Here is a 16,626-nt window from a genome sequence, read left to right on the forward strand (position 1 = left end):
CGGCCAACCCCGGGACGTACTTCCCAAACAGGCCCTAATAGCCGTGCTCGCCCGCCGCGACGGATTTCCCTCCTCTTTCCGCATCCACAGACGCGACACAATCCTGACCGATCGCGGTCAGGAAACACCCACTGGCACCACTTCCGCCCCCACCGGGTGAGACCGGGACCCAGCCACGGCTTCGTTGCCAGCTGATCACATCACCAATCAAACCGACCTCTGAGCTCCGGCCCCGCCGGGTTGTCCATGGCCATGACCGCAGTCACGCCAGGTCCCGGGCCGCTGGCACCGCGCTCGCAGACTCCTGTGGGATCCGCGGTGGCACATCGGGCAGCAGGCTCCGGTAGGCATGACGGGGGGACGATCGTGACCGGAGTACCCCCATCAGCCATCGGCGGGCCGGGCCTTCCACCGTGTGATGCAGGACCGCGGCGAGGGCGAAGGACAGGGCGAAGTCGGCGAGGATGGCGAGCGCCGTCCCGGCCGCGGTGGTGGCGTCGACCCAGCCGAGTTCCCCGCTGATCGTGAGTGCGGCGGGGTGAACGAGATAGAAGGCGTAGGAGATCTCGCCGAAATAGACGAGTGGGCGGGAGCTGAACACCGGAATCCGGCGGCCGTCCGCCTCACGGGTGCCGGCCAGGAAGATGATGATGGCAAACGCCGGCAGTGTGAGCGTGTCGATGAATCCCTGTAGATGGCCGTAGCGGTAGCCCAGGAGTATCGAGACAACCAACCAGGCGTAAGCATCCGACGTTGCCACGGCGTTGCGCGGGCACCCTCACGAGCCAGCAACCCAAGGGCCACGCCAAGGACGAACTCGCCGAGCCGCACCGCCGGGTTCGCGTACGCGGCAAGATCGAATCGAGAGCCCGCGGCGCTCGCCACACATGACACGGCCGCGGCAGGGAGAACGAACAGGAGCGCGGTGCGGATGCGTTCGGGGTTGGTGCGGGTCGCGAACCTGCGGTACACGTATGGGAAGACCAGGTAGAAGAACGCCTCGCAGGACAACGACCACAGCACGGCACCACCCCAGCCGAAATAGATCGACTGGGTCGGGACCCAGGCCTGGACGAGGAGCAGACTCGGCAGGATGGCGAGGGGCTTCGAGCCGAAGTCCCCGAGTGTCTCCAGCGGCCACGCGATCGCGAGCCAGATCCAGATGGCGGCGAAGTACAGAGGATAGACCCGGGCGAACCGGCGCCAATAGAATTGCCCCACGGCGATCGGCCTGGCCGCCCAGGTGAGGACGAACCCCGACAGCACGAAGAAGAACGTGACGCCCACGTATCCGATGTTGCCTAGCACCGCGACCACAGGCAGAGTCCCTTGGACGTCTGCGTGGATGTGGCGGAGGAACACCAGAGTGGCGGCGACTCCCCGCAGGCCGGTCAACGTGGGCAGCTCCAGCCCGGCCTGAGACGGTGGGAGCTGCCGCGAGGGACGGAAGATCTCCTGCTGGGCAGATTCCGGCGAGGTCCTCCGGGTCAACGCGCCCCCTTGATCGTCAGCCATGCGTGCCGTCCCAGGCAAGGCCGCGGCGACACCTCGGAGAAACAAACACTAACGTAGGTGTTGAATTGTCTATCGAGCCCCGATCGGGTAAACATCGTGGCGTTGGCAGCCGGCTATCGGCCGGACCTGGGACCTGGCCGGCAGTCGCCGCACAGCGTTGTGAGGTCTAGCTCGTCTGCGGACGAGCTACGAACGAGTCCCTTGGTCCGGGTCCATGGGTGGGGCGTATCACGATCTCGGTGATACTCGCGCGGTCGGGAAGTGCCACTGCCCCGGTCACGGCGTCGGCGATGTCGTCGGGCGCGATGAGCAGGTCGGCATTCCACGCCCGCCCCTCGGCCTGGAAGATTTTTTGCTGCATGGGGGTCGCGGTGCGGCCCGGGAAGACCGTGCACACCCGCACCCCGGCAGCCGAGACCTCCGCCCGCAGGCTGTCGGCGATCGCCCGCAGGGCGTGCTTGGCCGCGGCGTACTGGCCGGCGCCGGCGCCGGCGGACAGGCCCTGGGTGGAGTTGATGAACACTACGTCGCCACCGGTCCGGATGAGGTCCGGGATCAGCATCTGGGTGAGCACATAGGGCGCGCGCACATTGACGTCCAGCTGTTCGTCGAGGTCGGCCAGCGGGGCGTCGGTGATCGCGCCGCGGTGGTAGGCCCCTGCCGAGTGCACCAGGATCTTCAGGTCCGTGGGCTGATCACGGACCATGTCGACCAGACAGCCGCGGTCCGCGGGATCGGTGATGTCCGCAGCCTGGTGGTGGATGGTCAGACCGACCTCGTCGGCTTCCTTGACCATCCTCGCCAGCACCTCCTGATCGCGACCGGTCGCGATGACAAGTGCGCCGGCCCGCGCCAACCGAAGGGCGACGGCGCGTCCGATCCCGCTGGAGGCACCGGTGACCAGCGCGCCGCGGCCGGCGAGCTGGGGCAGGTGGGCACATGGACTTCCGCCTGGCAGATGGTCGGCACAGGCGATAGCCAGGTTCTGCTTTGCCGTCACTGCTGGACGCTCCTCGGCAGAGTGGCGCAGGTCGCTAACCCGGACGAACGCGAACAGGTGGCCGCCGGGATCCCTGGACGGGCCCCGTCCGTCAGCGCGAACACGCGTCGATGCGAGTCGATCGCGGTCATCCGCGGCGAAGCAGCCACATCCCGCACAGCTGCGACAGTACCATTACGTAACGGTCGAGTATGCGTTGGCACCCAGGGGCGCGTCAGCTCTCCAATCCCCGCCGGGACGCCATCCCCGACGAACCAACTCTTACGTAACGGTAGAGTTTGACCTGGTGGACGCGGGGTGCCATGCGGGGTGCCATGACGAATCACATCGGGAGGGGCCGCAGAAATGATCAACAGAGGGGATGCCGGCGCTGGCGAAGGCGCCGCGGCTCTGCGGGAGCACGCACTGATCGCCGAGCTGACCACGGTGCCCAGGTAATGACGCAGGAGCGGCTGCAGCAGATCTTCCGGGAGATCTTCGGTGACGACGACCTCGTCATCACCGACGCCACGACCGCCGCCGACATACCCGGATGGGACTCGCTCGCGCACATCAACCTCATCTATGCTGTCGAACGCGAGTTCTCGATCCAGATCGCCGACGAACGGCTCGCGAGTTTCGCCACCGTCGGTGACCTGCGCGAGCACATCGAGGAGCTCAGCGGTGTCCACTGAGACCGACAGCAGCGAACTCGGGGACCCCGGTGACGCTGGAGCGGGGCGGGGACATCCGACGCCGAGCAGCCAAAGTCGATGACCGCCTGGCGGCCCGAAGTGGAACCGTCAACCGCGCCTTCGCCCGCGGCGCAGGCTCCGGCCGCCTCGATGAATTATGATGCCCCGGATGCCGCGGACGCGGACGCGCGGCCGGTTGAACACGAGCCATCCGTCGTCCAACTCGTGGGGTGTCATCGGCGTGGGGTCTGGAGGATCAGGACAATCGGCACAACGGTTGCCTGGTCAGGTCTGCGATCAGTTCGAAGTCCTTGTCGCGGTGCAGGAGCGTGAGCCCGGCGGTTTCCGCTGTCGCTGCGATCAGCAGATCGGGGACGCCCGGGGCCCGATGATGGCCGGCTGCGGCCAGCAGGCCTTGGACCTCGTAGGCGCGCCGGGCCACGGCTGCCGGTATGTCCCACTGGATGACCATGCGTGCGAGCGGCAGGGTGCCGAGGAGCCGGGCGTGCTCAGGGCCGTTGCGGGCCGAGTAGCCCACTTCGAGCAGCGTGACCGCGCAGATGTGTACCAGACCTTGATCGACTCGCTGTGACCAGACGGGTTCGTCGGGATGGGTTGGTATGCGGACCAGTGCCGACTTGTCGATGAGCCAGCTGTCGGTCACGACCAGGCACCGCGCATCACGTCTTCGTCGGCGAGGTCCGAGATCAGGTCGTGGAGCTGCGCCCAGTTCTCCCGCCCAAGAGGGGGACGTGTGTCGCGCGATGCCCGCTCGGCTTCGGCGGCAAGCGTGCGGCGCAGATACTCGACACGCGAGATTCCGGCTCGGGCGGCGGCAGCGTCGAGCTCGGCGAGAACCGCATCGGGTACGTCACGTACGAGGATGTCGGCCACCGGCGCCACCTCGCAGGTTCGATATCAGACTCCTCAATCATGATATCATGACTGCTTCTGTGCAGGCACCTACCCCATTCACCTCGCAACTCACCTCGCACGTACCCAAAGGTGTCCTGATATGCGGGGGCGTCTCCGGGGGCGTCTGCGGAGTCAAAATGAAATAACTTGCGCGTTTCGAACCCTCCACAGGCCTGTGACCTGCGATGATGCTCTCGATTACGTATTTGTTACTTCATTACGTCCCCTGCGGGTCGTGCGTAAGGTCGGCCAACGTCTTCTCGGCGCGTTGAGAATATTTTCGTGGAGCCGCCGACGGGTTTCCAACTAGCGTGCCACGGCTGTTGCCACGTAGGCGGATTATCCACGACGGCAGAGGCAATGCTAGGTGGCGGACTGGGGCCTGGAGGACTGGAGCCTGGAGGGGGCCTGGAGGAAGAAGGAGAGCAACGTCCCCGCCAGCGACGCGCCGATCGCGATCGACCAGCCCACCGGACCGAGCGGGGTGCAACCGAAGAACTGGCTGACGCCTGGCATCTGCACGATGGCGGCCAGGACGACCGCCGAGGCGACGATGCTCAGCAGGACCGTCCGGCTGCGGCCGCCGACGAGCAGTGTCTGGCCCAGTTGTGAGCCGACGAGCGCGGCGAGGCCGACCGTGTTCGCGTGCCGTCGGCGCCCGGTGAGGCGGGCGGTGATCCAGGCACCTGCGGCGGCGAGGGTCGTGGCGACCGTCCGCACCGCGATCTCCCGGTTCAGGGCGGTACCGAGGGAGCGCTCGGGGCCCTCGCCGAGGAGCTGTCCGGTCACCTCCGGATCCGGCTCGCGCAGCGCGACGGCCAGGGCCGGGGCGAGATCGGTGAGCAGATTGACGAGCAGCAGTTGCCGCGCGGACAGCGGCGATCGCCCGGTGGCCATGGAGCCGAGGAGGGTGAACGCGATCTCGCCGAGGTTCCCGCCCACGAAGATGCCCAGGGCCTGGCGGACCGAGGCCCACATCGAACGGCCCTCGACGAGCACGTCGATGATCGTGTCCAGCTGGTCGTCCGTCACGATCACGTCGGCGGCGGCCCGGGCCGCCGGCGTGCCGCGCCGGCCCAACGCGAGGCCGACGTCGGCGAGCCGGATGGCGGGCGCATCGTTGGCGCCGTCGCCGGTCATCGCCACCGTCTTGCCCAGCCGCTGGTAGGCCTCCACGACCCGCACCTTGTGCAGCGGAGTGCCCCGGGCGATCACGGCCACCCTGGGCAGGACCGCGTCCAGGGCCTCGTTGTCCATGGCCTCGAGCTCGGCACCCGTCAGCATGATCTGGTTGTCGGTGAGCACTCCCAGCTCGGTGGCGATCGTCCTGGCAGTGGCCGGATGGTCTCCGGTCATCATCAGCACCTGCACGCCCGCGGCGCGTAGCGCCTCCAGCGACGCCCCGGCCGTGGTCCGGACCGGGTCGGAGAGGACAAGGAAGCCGAGGAAGGTCAACTCGGCCACGCTGTCATCGGTGAGTCCCTCGTCCGCCGGTCGGGGCGCGGAACCCAGGTCGCGATCGGCCACCGCGAGGACGCGGTAGCCCGCGCCCGCGAGCCGGCTGTGCTCCTGGATGAGCCTCGCCCGCCGGCGGTCGTTCAGCGGTGCCGTGCCGTCGGCGGTCCGGAGGCGGACGCACCGTGGCAGCAGCACCTCGGGCGCCCCTTTGACGCTCAGCAGCGTGGTCGTGCCGGCATCCCCCACTGCCGCGTGGTAGCCGCGGCCCGGCTCGAAGGGAAGCGAGGCCGTCGGCGACCACACGGCGAGACCGTACTCGCGGGTCACCGCAGCCGCGGCCGCTCCCTTCTGCACCGCGCGGTCGGTCGGATGCGGCAACTTCTTCTTGCCTTTGCCGCGCGGCGTGGCGCGTAGCCCGGCGGCCAGCACCCGCCGATGCGTCGGTCCGAACTCGGTCGCCGCAGCGGTATGCGTGCCGTCCGAGACGGCGTGCAGGCGGATCCTGCCCTCGGTGAGCGTTCCGGTCTTGTCGAAACCCAGCACGTCCACCCGGCCGAGGGTCTCGATGGTGCGGGGGTTGCGTACCAGCGCGCCCCGCGCCGAGAGCCGTCGGGCGGCGGAAAGTTGGGCGGCGGTGGCGAGGAAGGGCAGCCCTTCGGGCACCGCCGCGACGGCGAGCGCTACTCCGGCGCTGAGGGTGTCCCGGATCGGCAGGCCACGGATCAACCCGGAGGCCAACAGTGCCTCGGCGGCGCCGAGCGCCACCGGAATGGTGAGATCGGTAATTGTGGACAGTCGCGCCTCGACGCCGCTGAGCCGGGCGGGACCGGCGGTCGCGGCCATGCTGCGCCCCGCCTCGGTGGCCGGGCCGGTGGCCACCACCACGCCGGTGCCCCGCCCGCCGGCGACGGTCGTTCCTTCGTAGATCATCGAGGAGCGGTCCGCCAGGTTGGCGGCTGCTACTGGTCCGGGCGACTTCGTGACCGGCATGGACTCGCCGGTCAGCGACGACTCGTCGACGTCGAGTCCCGTCGTCGACAGGAGCCGGCAGTCCGCGGGGACGACATCCCCGGCCCCGACCATGATGATGTCGCCCGGGACCAGGTTGTCCGCCGGCAGCTTGGTCTCCTCGCCGTCCCGCAGCAACCGGGCCGGAACCGCCGAGACAGCGAACAGTCGGGCGAGCGCCCGGTCCGCCCGTAGCTGCTGGACCGCGCCGGCGAACGCCGAGCCGATCGCGACGCTGAGCACCAGACCGGCGTCCAGCACGGAACCGGTCGCGGCCGACAGCGCGGCGCCGCCGAGGAGGACGGGGGTGAGCGGGTTGGCCAGCTCGGCCGCGAACGCCCGGACGAGGCTGGGCGCGGTCGCCTGCATCGACACCGCGCCGTCCTGGCGGCGTCGCGCCGCATCCTCGGTGGACAGTCCACCCGGGCGGCTGTCCAGCCGAGCCAGGCAGTCCTCGGCCGGCAGGATGTGCCACGGGGTACGGGGGACCGCGAGCGGCGGGGGGCAGCGACCCAGTTCCCGCGCCGCCCAGATCCCCTCGCCGAGGGCGGCGGTGACCGCCGCGGTGACCATTGTCATGGCCCGGGACACCAGCCGCGGGTCGGCCCCGGTAAGCATGGCCAACGCGCCGGCACCCGAGCCCACCTGGGCGAGCCGCACCGCGTGCTGGCTCACCCGGGCGGCCGCGGCGACCGCCTCGACCACGAGGCTGGCGGCGGCCAGGTCATTCCCGACCAGGATGTGCGCCCCCCAGGCCGGCGAGCCGTCGTGGCCGTTCACGCCGACGCCGCAGTCCGCGGTGCCGACCGCGGCCCGTCGGCGGGACACGACCAGGACGCCGCCGCGCTCGGCCTGCAGACCGCGGATCGCGCCGACGAGCCGGTCCCCCCCGGGTACCCCGGGAAGGTTGGTGTCCTCCGCTGTTCCGCCGGCGCCGGCGGGAAGGTCACCGGCGACGAACACCGCCCGCCCGGAACGGCGGCAGGCGGCCAGCAGGTGGTGGCTCCCCTCCGCCCGCCCGGGTACGATCGACACGATCGCCATCAGCCTGCTGCCCTGAGCCAGACCGAGCACCGTGTCCGCCCCGGACCGGGCCAGTTCGCGGCGCTCCCGGACACCGGTCCGGCCGCGCAGGCCGAGCTGTTCCACCGGCCCGAGGGCCCAGCCCTCCGCGGTGGCGACGGTGCTGATACCGGCCGGACGGAACAGGGCGTGCGCGCGGACCGCGACGTCGCTGCGGTCCGCACCGGCCAGCGGCACGACGTCGGCGATGATGCGTTCCTCGCTGCGCAGGACGTCGGCGTCGATGACGATGGTGTCGACGCGGTCGAGCACCCGCAGGGCCGCCGAATCCATGACGTGGACGCCGCGACGCGCCAGGACGCGGGTCAACTGGGCGGCGAAGCCCTCCCGCCCGACCCGGGCCGGGCGTGGCAGCGAGGTGGCGGCCAGCGCCGCGGCACGGCGCGGATTCCCGGTGGCGGCGGTGGCGGCCGCGAACCCGCCGAGTCCGGCGAGTACGGCGAGGTCGGCGTAGCGATCCACGGGACCGTCCGGCAGCGGCCGCGGCCGTTCGGTCACCACCGGCTCGGCCGCGGCCCAGTCCGGATGACCGAGCAGCTCGTCCCGAGCCGCCAGGAAGGTGTCTCGGCGCGCACGCGCCTCGCCCAGCATGACCATCCGGTAGCCGGCGTCGACCGCGAGACCGAGATTCCCCTGCGCCAGGGCGAGGGCACCGGCATTGACCAGCCCGAGGACGACGTCAGCCCGGCCCGCGCCGAGCATCTGCTCCACCCACCGGCGTAGCCGGGGTTGGGTGTCGACGAGGGTGACCAGCGATGCGATCTCGATGGGCAGCGGCACCGCCCGGGCGAGCCGGCCCGCTGACGCCAGCGCGAACGCGACCCCGTCGGCGGCCAGTGCCGTGGCCGTCCGGCGGATCGGCGCCGCGAACCTCGGTACCGCTCCCGGCCTCGGTTCGAGCGCGACGCCCTCCACCCGGCCGAGGGCCGCGACCAGATCGTCAAGGGCGGGGGGCGGTTCGGCGAGCCCGATCAGGACACATTGCAACGGCTCGTTGACCCGGGCCCACGCCACCCCGGGCTGATTCTCCAGTACTCGTTCCACCTGCCGGCGACGGGATTCGCCGGCCGGCCCGGAGATCCCACGGACCCCGAGACTGAGGAGGCGGTAGGCGCCGGCCTTCTCCCGCGGTTCGCCGGCCGCCGTGGAGCCGGCGATCTCGTGATCGACGCTGTCGTGATCGACGGCGCGGGGCGCGGGGGGCCCGAGTGCGGGGGAACCGGGCTTCGAAGCCGGACTCCACCCGGTCCGGGCATGGGCGAGAACCGTATGGGCGAGAACCGGCTGGACCACCGCCCCCAGGAGGGCGCTCGGCACGCGCAGGACGGTCCGGGCTGCGGGCAGACGCATCCGCGCGGCCTCCTCCTCCTCATTGCATGATCATCGCGTGCGGCGGGCGCGGGCCACGGCTGCCTCGTAGTCCTACCGACTACCCTCTCCGCCCGCTTACTAACTGATCGTTCTAGGCGGTCGGTTAGAACGAGGACCGGACGCCGTGGCTCTGCACCGCCCCCCGGGCGGTGGCCAGCGCCCGGGGCGAGAAGATGATGTTGGACTGGTCCATGAAACTGAAGGCGAACAGCCCGTCCAGGCTGAGCTTGCGCGCCTCGTCGCCGGCGAGCAGGGCGTGCATGTCCGCGTCCCAGACCGCCTGCGACCCCGACTTGAAATGCGCCACCATGACCGGGCCGTACTGTCCCAGCAGCTTCGTCATGTTCCGCACGTCGGCGGCGTTGGAATCGTTCCCCATCGCCTGGAAGCTCTGGAAGTCCGACGCCCGCAGCACGTCCGCGAAGTGTGTGATCAGGGAGCGGCCGCCGCCCTTCACCGGATCGTCCCAGCGGCTCTGCCAACCGCCCCAGCCCAGCGACACCCGGGCGTTGGGCGCCCCGGCATGGAAGATCTCCTGGGTCGCCAGGTACCGGTCCTGCAGAGCCCGGTAGTAGTTCGTGGTCTCGGGCGTGGCGGCCCACTCGTTGGACTGGCACGGATATGTCTGCAGCTCGGTGAAGAGCGTGACGTAGAGCGCCGGGCCGTTCGCGGGCCCGGCGAAGATCGAGGCGAGCTCGCGGGCGTCGGCGAGAAAGGCGCCGGACAACGGGTACTCCCGGCCGCAGGCGGGGCCATGGGAGGTCTGGAAGGTCCCCACGCTGCCGGTGCCGTCGAGCCAGACGACGAGATGAATGCCGTGTCCGGAATGGTAAACTTCGGGAATTAGGTCCGCCCGCCACTTCCGTAGGAAGCTCAGGTCGCCCGGGCCGTTGTACCAGGTGGTGAGAAAGTCCAGGTCTCCGGCGAGCGGCGAGGCGAGGGCGCTGTCGAGCGCCGGCCCGAGGCCAAAGCGCAGCTTGCCCGGCTGGGTCGCCGGGACGGGTCGGATTCCCGCCGCCAGGGGCCGGGCCGCGGATCCCCGTCAGCGAGTGGTCCATGGGCGTCGTGTGGTGTACGGGCGACGGGTAGGCCGGGAAGACTGGCCGCGCTGGTGGGCCCTGGCCTGTCCGGGCTACTGGACCCGTCCGGGCTGCTGTCGTTGTGGCCGCGGTGTTCGTGACCGAGGGTCGCGACAAGAACGGCACTCATGGCGAGGAGGACGAGGACGAGTGCGCCGGGATGTCGCGACAGTCGACTACGTATGGACACGATCCTCCTGCCGCGGCTGCCGGGTAGCGGCGAAAGTGTAGTTGATTAGACGCGCATCGGAGTTATTTTTTGCGGGCGAGTCGAGCGGAGCGGGTGAGGGAATCCGACGATGATGGCGTTTCCTGGCATCGCCCCGTGGCGCGCCCGCCCGCGCGGAACCCCGGCTGAGCAGGAGAAGCATGACCGCCGACCCGGATCTTCGGATGAGCACCGCTCTCATCACCGGCGCATCCTCGGGCATCGGCGCGGCGTTCGCCGAGGCGTACGCGGACCGTGGAGCCCGGCTCGTCCTCGTGGCGCCGTCCGAACCGAAGCTGTGGATGGTCGCGGAGCGCCTCGCTGCCCGGTACGGCACCGAGGCGCACGTCATCGCGGTCGACCTCGCCGACGAGCGTGGTCCGGACCGTCTCGCCGAGGCGGTCGCCGAAGCGGGCCTGGAGGTCGACATCCTCGTCAACAACGCCGGGTTCGGGACACGCGGCCCTTACCATGAGCTGTCCGCCGACCGGGATCATCGTGAGGTGATGCTGAACGTGGTGGCCGTCGAACGGGTCGCGCACCTGTTCCTGCCGGGCATGGTGGCCCGGGGCCGCGGCACGGTCATCAACGTCTCCTCCACCTCGGGTTTCCAGGCCGTCCCGTATATGGCCGTCTACCGGGCCTCGAAGGCCTTCGTCCTGTCGTTCTCGATCGGCCTGTGGGCCGAGTACCGTCGGCGGGGGGTCCGCGTCCTCGCGTTATGTCCCGGACCGACCGACACCGAGTTCTTCGAGGTGCTGGGAACCCGGATGTCCGCCGGTGGCCGGTTGCGGACCACGGACGAGGTGATCGCCACCGCGTTCCGTGCCCTCGACCGCGGCCAGGCGTATGTCATCGACGGACGGCTGAACTACCTGGCCTCCGCTGCCTCCCGACTGCTGCCGCGCGGACTGGTTGCGCGGATCACCGAATGGGTACTGCGCCCCGGCCGCTCGCGGCCGCCGGACCCGCCGACGTCAGTCCGCCGAGTTCGGCTACCAGCTCGTAGGAGCGGATCCGGTCCGCCAGCCGGGTGACGTTGGTGACGACCATGACCTCGTCGGCGCCCGTCTCGTCGAGCAGTGCGTCGATCCCCGCGCGAACCGTCACTGGGGAGCCGACGATGTGCGAGGCGGTGGCGGCCTCCGCGATCGACCGCTCCCGCGAGGTCCACGGGTAGGCTGCGGCCTCCTCGGGCGAGGGGAACACCCCGGGGCGGCCGGTACGCAGCCGCAGCATCGCCAGCCGCTGCGGTCCGGCCAGCCACTCCGCGCGCTCGTCGTCGGCGGCGCAGAGTACCGCGGCGGCGACGAGCGCGTACGGTCGCTCCCGGCCGGGCGAGGGACGGAAGGACTTCCGGTAGAGCTCCAGCGCCGGCACTGTGTTCACCGAGCTGAAATGGTGCGCGAACGCGAACGGCAGGCCGAGCATGCCGGCCACCTGGGCGCTGTAGCCACTCGATCCCAGCAACCAGATGGGCGGCACCTCGGCCCGCGGGAACGCGGTGACGCCGTGCCTTGGGTGCGAGCCGGGGAAATCCCCCCCGGCCAGAAAGGTCGTCAGTTCGGCGAGCTGCGCGGGGAAGTCGTCGATGGCCGGCAGGTCGCTGGTGCGGCGCAGAGCCCGGGCGGTCGCGGGATCGGTGCCGGGAGCACGGCCGATACCCAGATCGATCCGTCCCGGGAAGAGGGTGCCCAACGTGCCGAACTGTTCGGCGATGGCGAGTGGCGCATGGTTGGGCAGCATCACCCCACCGGACCCCACCCTGAGGGTGGTGGTGGCCGCGGCAACCTGGCTGATGAGGATCGAGGTCGCCGAGCTTGCGATCCCCGGGATGCCGTGATGCTCGGCCAACCAGTATCGGGTGTATCCGAGCCTTTCGGCATGTCGGGCGAGTTCGAGCGTCCCGCGGACCGCGTCGGTGGCGGGGACGCCGGTGCCCACCGGGACGAGATCCAACACGGACAAGGGGACAGGTCGGGTCGGGCTCACGGCTGGTTGCAACGAAGCATCCGGCCGCGCTCTTCCCCGGGCACCGCGCTCTTCCCCGGGCACCCCGGGGGCCATCAGCCGCCGACCGTCTCCATGTAGTCCTCGGCCACCTCGTCGAGATCGTCCGTCGGATAACCGAGGGCGACGCGCACCCGCCGCCGGCCGACCAGCAGGAGATCGAGCATGAAGTCGGGGACCGTGGCGTGTTCGCAGCGGTGGTAGCCCATGGTGAACCAGGCGTGGGCGTCGGTGAGCAGGCCGATTGACTCCAGGCTCTCGGCCACGGCCTCGTAGACGCCCGGATCGACCGACCGGGACGCCTTCAGCTCGGCCCGCAGCGCGGCCGCGTCGTCCGGCTGCCCGTTGCGCAGCAGGCCGTCATGCAGCCAGACGCGGGGATCGACCAGGCACCCGCCGCCGTCCGCCACCGCCGCCCGGTAGCAGCGGATCGCCTCGTCCCAGTCGTCCGCAAGCCCGTACTGGCTGCCCGCGTCGACCAGCAGGGACGCCCGGGTGACGCGTTCGCCGTGCGTCTCGCTCCGTTCGGCCAAGGCCTCCAGAGTGGCCGCCGCGCCGCGATGGTCGCCGTTTCCCGCGGCCTTGAAGACGATCTCGTCTACGTCGTCATCCGAAAGGCCGTCATCCGAAAGCATGGGAATAGTGTCACCCCCGGTCGTGGGGCCGGCACGCGGGTGGCGTGCTCTTCGATGGCGGTCTCACATGGTACCCGTCGGCCGGATCAGTACCCGTCGGCCGGATCAGGATCGACGGGCCATTTTGAGGGTCTTCTCCAACTGGTCGCGGTCCACCTCGGCGACCCGGCCGTTCGTCGGGACGGTCGGGATGTGGCCACCGCCGAGGACGAGGTCGGTGGTGTGTCGCAGGCCCATGTCCTTCTGCTCCACGTCAAGGATGGCCTCCTCGACCCGGTAGAGCTTCTCGATCCTGGAGACCTTCGCCTCGACCTGGGCCGCGACGATGCGCAGCCGCCGTTCGGCCTTGGCCAGCCGCCGTTCGAGTCGACGGTCGACGATGTTGGGCATCGGCTCGTCCCGTTCCGTCGGGTCGTGCAGGTAGAGTTCGACCGCGACGGCGACCAGCGGGATCAACGCCTGGAACACGATCACCGCGCTGCCGGTGCTCTCGCCGGCCGATCCCTGGGTGCGTACCAGCACCCCGGCGATGGACAGCAGCAGGAAGATCGCGGTGGTGAGGGTCAGGGCCAGCGGCGACGATTTCGACTCCACCAGCTGCTCGCGGATCTCCGGATCGATCTTGAATCGGCCCGCGTCGGCGTCGGCGAGCATCTGCTTCTGGGCCCGCGCGAGGATCGACGCCTTGATGCCGTGGGCGAGCGCCACCCCGGCGATGAACACGGCGACCCCCAGCAGGCCGCCCAGCCACCATTCGGGCCCGTACCCGCCGACGTCGGCGAGGACGGCGTAGGACTGGGCGAAGACGTAGAAGTCCAGCGCCGCGAGCACCGTCAGCACCGCGGCCCGGGCCGGGCCCGCCAGCGCCATCTGCGGGATGTGTTCCTGCACCCCGACGCTGCGCCACAGCCGGCCCTGTTCGACCTTGTTCTTGATCAGCTCGGTCCGCCGCTCCCGGCGTTCGGCCCGGGAGTCGATCTCCATCCGGAGTTCGGCGATCAGCTCTTCCAGGGTCCTCCCGTCGGCCCGGACCGCAGCGCGGACCTCCTGGACCTCCGCGTCCTCAAGGCTCTTGAGGACCTTCGGGCGGGTCTCGGCGCCCGCCAGCGCGATGTCGGCGTCTCCCACCCGGCGGATGAGCTGCTTGGCCAGACGCCCTGGCTGGTTTTCCCTACGCAGCACCTTGGAGGTTCCTACTTTCCGATCTCGGTCCTTCCGGGTTCGACCGGACGGGTTCGACGGGACATTCGACGAGAGGTTCCACGGAGCTGTCGGCGGCGTCGTCGGCTGCTGGTCGGTGTGGTCGGCGGGTCAGTCGATCGGACGGGCGAAGGTGCCGCCGACGAAGCAGAGCATGGCGCAGACGATGCCGAGCACCGAGGCGACCATCGCCTCGCGCGCACCCTGGGCCTCGTCACCGGAGAAGACCATGGTCAGTACGAGCGTGCCGACCCCGACGACCGCACCGACGGCCCCCAGCAGGAATCGTCGCTGGATGGTCTCCCGCGGCGGCAGCCTGGACAGCGCGTCGATCGGGGCGATCCGGCCGGCCCGGGCCTGGTTGCCCACGCGACGGCGGATGTCGCGCAGTCGGAAGGTGTTCCCGGTGATGAAGAAGCTGAGCGCGGTCACGATCATCGAGCCGGTGACGGAGACCTTCGCGAACGACGACGACAGGGTCAGCCAGACCCAGATCTCCAGCACCGCGAGCATGAGCAGGCAGCTGGTGATCACGACCGTCGAGCGCATGAGGGCCGGGCTGAAATGCTGCTCCTCGGGCTCGTGAAGAACACCCATGGGTCGCCTCCTTGCGTGGGTTTCCACCGGTGCTGTCGCGATCATCAGTGGCTCGGATGTGTCGGCGTGGTGCGCGCCGCGGCGGATGCGGGCGGGGTGTTCCGGGATCTCGGGTGCCCCGGCGACGGTCGCGGCTGGACCGGAGGCAGCGGTGAGAGTGGTCAATGCAGTGCCGCTTTCGACGGGACCGGGCTGGTCGGGGGCATGAGGATGACGACGCCGGGTGTCCGGTTGGGGCGGAGCCGTCCTAGCTGCAGTCACTGCTGATCCGTCGGCACAGCTCGCCCTTGAGATAACGGGCGAGGTCCTGCTGCGGGCGGTCCGCCGATCCCTCGTTGACGCCGATGAAACGCACCTTGCCGTTTCCGACGGAGGTGATCTGCTTCGTCTCGAAGCACCGTTTGACCAGTGCCTCGGCGATCGACACGGAGGCCTTCTTGCCGTCGACGTTGAGGCAGTCGGACTCCTGACCGGTACCCAGGAGGTCCGTCCAGACCAGCACGGTCACCTCGTCGACCTTCACGTCGGGCGTGGAACGGACGGCGTTGATCTTATCGTTGATGCCGGCAAGCAGGCCCGTCACGCTGCCCTTCGGGCTGATCTGCTCGGTTTGGATGATGTGGTCGATCTCCTGGCTGGGCACCTTCGACGCGGCGAGCCGGTCCTTCTCCTCGCGCTGGTCGTTGTTCCGAGTGATCTGGAACATCCGGTCGCCGTGGAAGCAGTCCGAGTAGGTCATCGGGCCGCCGCCGCTGGCGACCAGCCGGATGTACTCGCCGTTCTCCAGCGCGGTGTCGAGATAGGGCTGGGCCCGGGCGGTCACCCGCCCGGCCGTCTCGGGTGAGTTGTCGGACAGGTCGAGAAGGATCAGTAGCAGGGATGCGCCGTTGTCCGGCGCCTTCTCCTGGTATCGGGTGCAGTCCAACGGAGCGGAGGCGTCGGCCTTGCCCAGTAGACCGCCGGTGTTGCAGGCGGTGAGCATCGGCGCCGCGAGCAGCGTCGCCGCGACCAGGCCGGCGAGCCGCCTGCGCCGGACCCGTCGCCGCGGCCCGGCAACCATCAGATCGTCCTTGGTCGCATCCTCGGCCGCCGCCGTGGGAGCGACGGGAACAGCGACGGGAACATTGCTCGTCATCGCAGCACGATCTCCACTCGGCGCCGGCTCGCGTCGGCGACGCCGTCCTGCGCGCCTTCCTCGCCCTTGCCCTTGACCTCCAGCACCGAGCCGGGGATGCCCTGAGTCGCAAGCCACGACTCGACCGCCCTGGCGCGATCCTGCGACAGCCGTAGGTTGTCCTCGGTCCGACCCAGCCCATCGCTGTACCCGATGACCGCGATGTGGCCGGGGTGTTCACGGATCGACGGCAGGATCTGCCCCAACGCGGTCACGGCCTCCCTCCGGAGCTCACTGCTGTTCGAGTCGAACAGGTAGTCGGCGCTGACCGTCGTCACCTGGCTGCCGTCCGGCTGGGTGATGAACTTGCTCAACGGCGGCAGGGGATCAGCCTCGACGGCGGGCGCGATCCGGGTGGCCCGTGGCACCGGGGTGAACGAGGCGGTGTCGCCGCCGCTGGAAGAGCACCCGGCCACGAGCATCAGTGCCGCTGTCATGACCACGCTCGCGCACGCGCGGGCGGCCGGATTGCCGCGTCGCCTGAACGTGACATCTCCGGGTGTGGAGTGAGCGTGATACACGGTCTGCCCCCTAGGGCCTGTTTGGGAAGTACGTCCCGGGGTTGGCCGTGGATCTGATGGTGATTTTCGGATTGCATGATCCGTTGTGTGGCGCGGGGTGACCTGACGAACGAGCAGTGGGCTGTGCTGGTGCCGTTGCTGCCGTCGGAACCGGACAAGAAGAAGCCGGGCCGGCCGG

The 16,626-nt window shown here is 69.9% G+C and carries 14 protein-coding genes and 1 pseudogene; 2 read left to right on the forward strand and 13 right to left on the reverse strand.

The annotated features are described in order from the left end of the window. Positions 1-262: 262 nt before the first annotated feature. From AC08OQ_RS08780 to AC08OQ_RS08790, 3 genes and pseudogenes are all read right to left on the reverse strand, one after another. The gene (locus AC08OQ_RS08780; RefSeq protein WP_462187312.1) at positions 263-733 is read right to left on the reverse strand and encodes an acyltransferase family protein; all 471 of its coding nucleotides are present in this window, start codon (positions 731-733) and stop codon (positions 263-265) included. A gap of 104 nt (positions 734-837) precedes the next feature. After that, positions 838-1,515: pseudogene (locus tag AC08OQ_RS08785) on the reverse strand (acyltransferase family protein); the annotation flags it as partial. A gap of 166 nt (positions 1,516-1,681) precedes the next feature. Continuing rightward, complete coding sequence (locus AC08OQ_RS08790) at positions 1,682-2,515, reverse strand: SDR family oxidoreductase (protein WP_476600106.1); 834 nt, start codon at positions 2,513-2,515, stop codon at positions 1,682-1,684. A gap of 437 nt (positions 2,516-2,952) precedes the next feature. Here AC08OQ_RS08790 and AC08OQ_RS08795 point away from each other — a divergent pair, with 437 nt between their 5' ends. After that, complete coding sequence (locus AC08OQ_RS08795; protein WP_462187307.1) at positions 2,953-3,189, forward strand: acyl carrier protein; 237 nt, start codon at positions 2,953-2,955, stop codon at positions 3,187-3,189. A gap of 256 nt (positions 3,190-3,445) precedes the next feature. On the opposite strand, the gene AC08OQ_RS08800 is transcribed toward AC08OQ_RS08795, so the two are convergent. The 4 genes from AC08OQ_RS08800 to AC08OQ_RS08815 all read right to left on the reverse strand — a co-directional run bounded on the left by AC08OQ_RS08800 (position 3,446) and on the right by AC08OQ_RS08815 (position 9,802). Further along, on the reverse strand, positions 3,446-3,853 hold the full coding sequence (locus tag AC08OQ_RS08800; protein WP_476600104.1) for a PIN domain-containing protein: 408 nt from the start codon (positions 3,851-3,853) through the stop codon (positions 3,446-3,448). Beyond that, on the reverse strand, positions 3,850-4,083 hold the full coding sequence (gene vapB, locus AC08OQ_RS08805; RefSeq protein ID WP_462187308.1) for a type II toxin-antitoxin system VapB family antitoxin: 234 nt from the start codon (positions 4,081-4,083) through the stop codon (positions 3,850-3,852). Before vapB ends, AC08OQ_RS08800 begins: the two co-directional genes overlap by 4 nt. Before the next feature lie 384 nt (positions 4,084-4,467). Continuing rightward, positions 4,468-9,003: a cation-translocating P-type ATPase gene (locus AC08OQ_RS08810; protein WP_476600102.1), complete on the reverse strand. Its 4,536-nt coding sequence runs from the start codon at positions 9,001-9,003 to the stop codon at positions 4,468-4,470. A 124-nt stretch (positions 9,004-9,127) separates the two neighbouring features. Next, positions 9,128-9,802 (reverse strand): hypothetical protein, encoded by a 675-nt coding sequence (locus AC08OQ_RS08815; protein WP_476600100.1) that lies wholly within the window; start codon positions 9,800-9,802, stop codon positions 9,128-9,130. 694 nt (positions 9,803-10,496) lie between these two features. Between AC08OQ_RS08815 and AC08OQ_RS08820 the strand changes: the two genes are divergently transcribed. Further along, on the forward strand, positions 10,497-11,348 hold the full coding sequence (locus tag AC08OQ_RS08820; RefSeq protein ID WP_476611979.1) for an SDR family NAD(P)-dependent oxidoreductase: 852 nt from the start codon (positions 10,497-10,499) through the stop codon (positions 11,346-11,348). Here the strand turns inward: AC08OQ_RS08820 and AC08OQ_RS08825 are convergent. From AC08OQ_RS08825 to AC08OQ_RS08850, 6 genes are all read right to left on the reverse strand, one after another. After that, positions 11,236-12,303 (reverse strand): LLM class flavin-dependent oxidoreductase, encoded by a 1,068-nt coding sequence (locus AC08OQ_RS08825; RefSeq protein ID WP_476600096.1) that lies wholly within the window; start codon positions 12,301-12,303, stop codon positions 11,236-11,238. The two genes, AC08OQ_RS08820 and AC08OQ_RS08825, sit on opposite strands and share 113 nt — an antisense overlap. A gap of 74 nt (positions 12,304-12,377) precedes the next feature. Beyond that, positions 12,378-12,956 (reverse strand): hypothetical protein, encoded by a 579-nt coding sequence (locus AC08OQ_RS08830; RefSeq protein ID WP_462188305.1) that lies wholly within the window; start codon positions 12,954-12,956, stop codon positions 12,378-12,380. A 105-nt stretch (positions 12,957-13,061) separates the two neighbouring features. Further along, on the reverse strand, positions 13,062-14,138 hold the full coding sequence (locus AC08OQ_RS08835; protein ID WP_476600094.1) for a hypothetical protein: 1,077 nt from the start codon (positions 14,136-14,138) through the stop codon (positions 13,062-13,064). A gap of 129 nt (positions 14,139-14,267) precedes the next feature. Further along, complete coding sequence (locus AC08OQ_RS08840; RefSeq protein ID WP_476600092.1) at positions 14,268-14,753, reverse strand: hypothetical protein; 486 nt, start codon at positions 14,751-14,753, stop codon at positions 14,268-14,270. Between the two features lie 247 nt (positions 14,754-15,000). After that, positions 15,001-15,888, reverse strand: a complete 888-nt coding sequence (locus AC08OQ_RS08845) for a hypothetical protein (protein WP_476600090.1) — start codon at positions 15,886-15,888, stop codon at positions 15,001-15,003. Beyond that, positions 15,885-16,364 (reverse strand): OmpA family protein, encoded by a 480-nt coding sequence (locus tag AC08OQ_RS08850; RefSeq protein ID WP_476604967.1) that lies wholly within the window; start codon positions 16,362-16,364, stop codon positions 15,885-15,887. Before AC08OQ_RS08850 ends, AC08OQ_RS08845 begins: the two co-directional genes overlap by 4 nt. Positions 16,365-16,626 lie beyond the last annotated feature (262 nt).

Source organism: Frankia sp. CcCS3 (assembly GCF_977927575.1).

What these genes read in the sequence shown, in the direction of transcription:
- AC08OQ_RS08795 (WP_462187307.1), top strand. Translation starts at nt 2,953, where the DNA reads ATGACGCAGGAGCGGCTGCAGCAGATCTTCCGGGAGATCTTCGGTGAC.
- AC08OQ_RS08810 (WP_476600102.1), bottom strand. Translation starts at nt 9,003, where the DNA reads ATGCGTCTGCCCGCAGCCCGGACCGTCCTGCGCGTGCCGAGCGCCCTC.
- AC08OQ_RS08820 (WP_476611979.1), top strand. Translation starts at nt 10,497, where the DNA reads ATGAGCACCGCTCTCATCACCGGCGCATCCTCGGGCATCGGCGCGGCG.
- AC08OQ_RS08830 (WP_462188305.1), bottom strand. Translation starts at nt 12,956, where the DNA reads ATGCTTTCGGATGACGGCCTTTCGGATGACGACGTAGACGAGATCGTC.
- AC08OQ_RS08840 (WP_476600092.1), bottom strand. Translation starts at nt 14,753, where the DNA reads ATGGGTGTTCTTCACGAGCCCGAGGAGCAGCATTTCAGCCCGGCCCTC.
- AC08OQ_RS08845 (WP_476600090.1), bottom strand. Translation starts at nt 15,888, where the DNA reads ATGACGAGCAATGTTCCCGTCGCTGTTCCCGTCGCTCCCACGGCGGCG.
- AC08OQ_RS08850 (WP_476604967.1), bottom strand. Translation starts at nt 16,364, where the DNA reads ATGACAGCGGCACTGATGCTCGTGGCCGGGTGCTCTTCCAGCGGCGGC.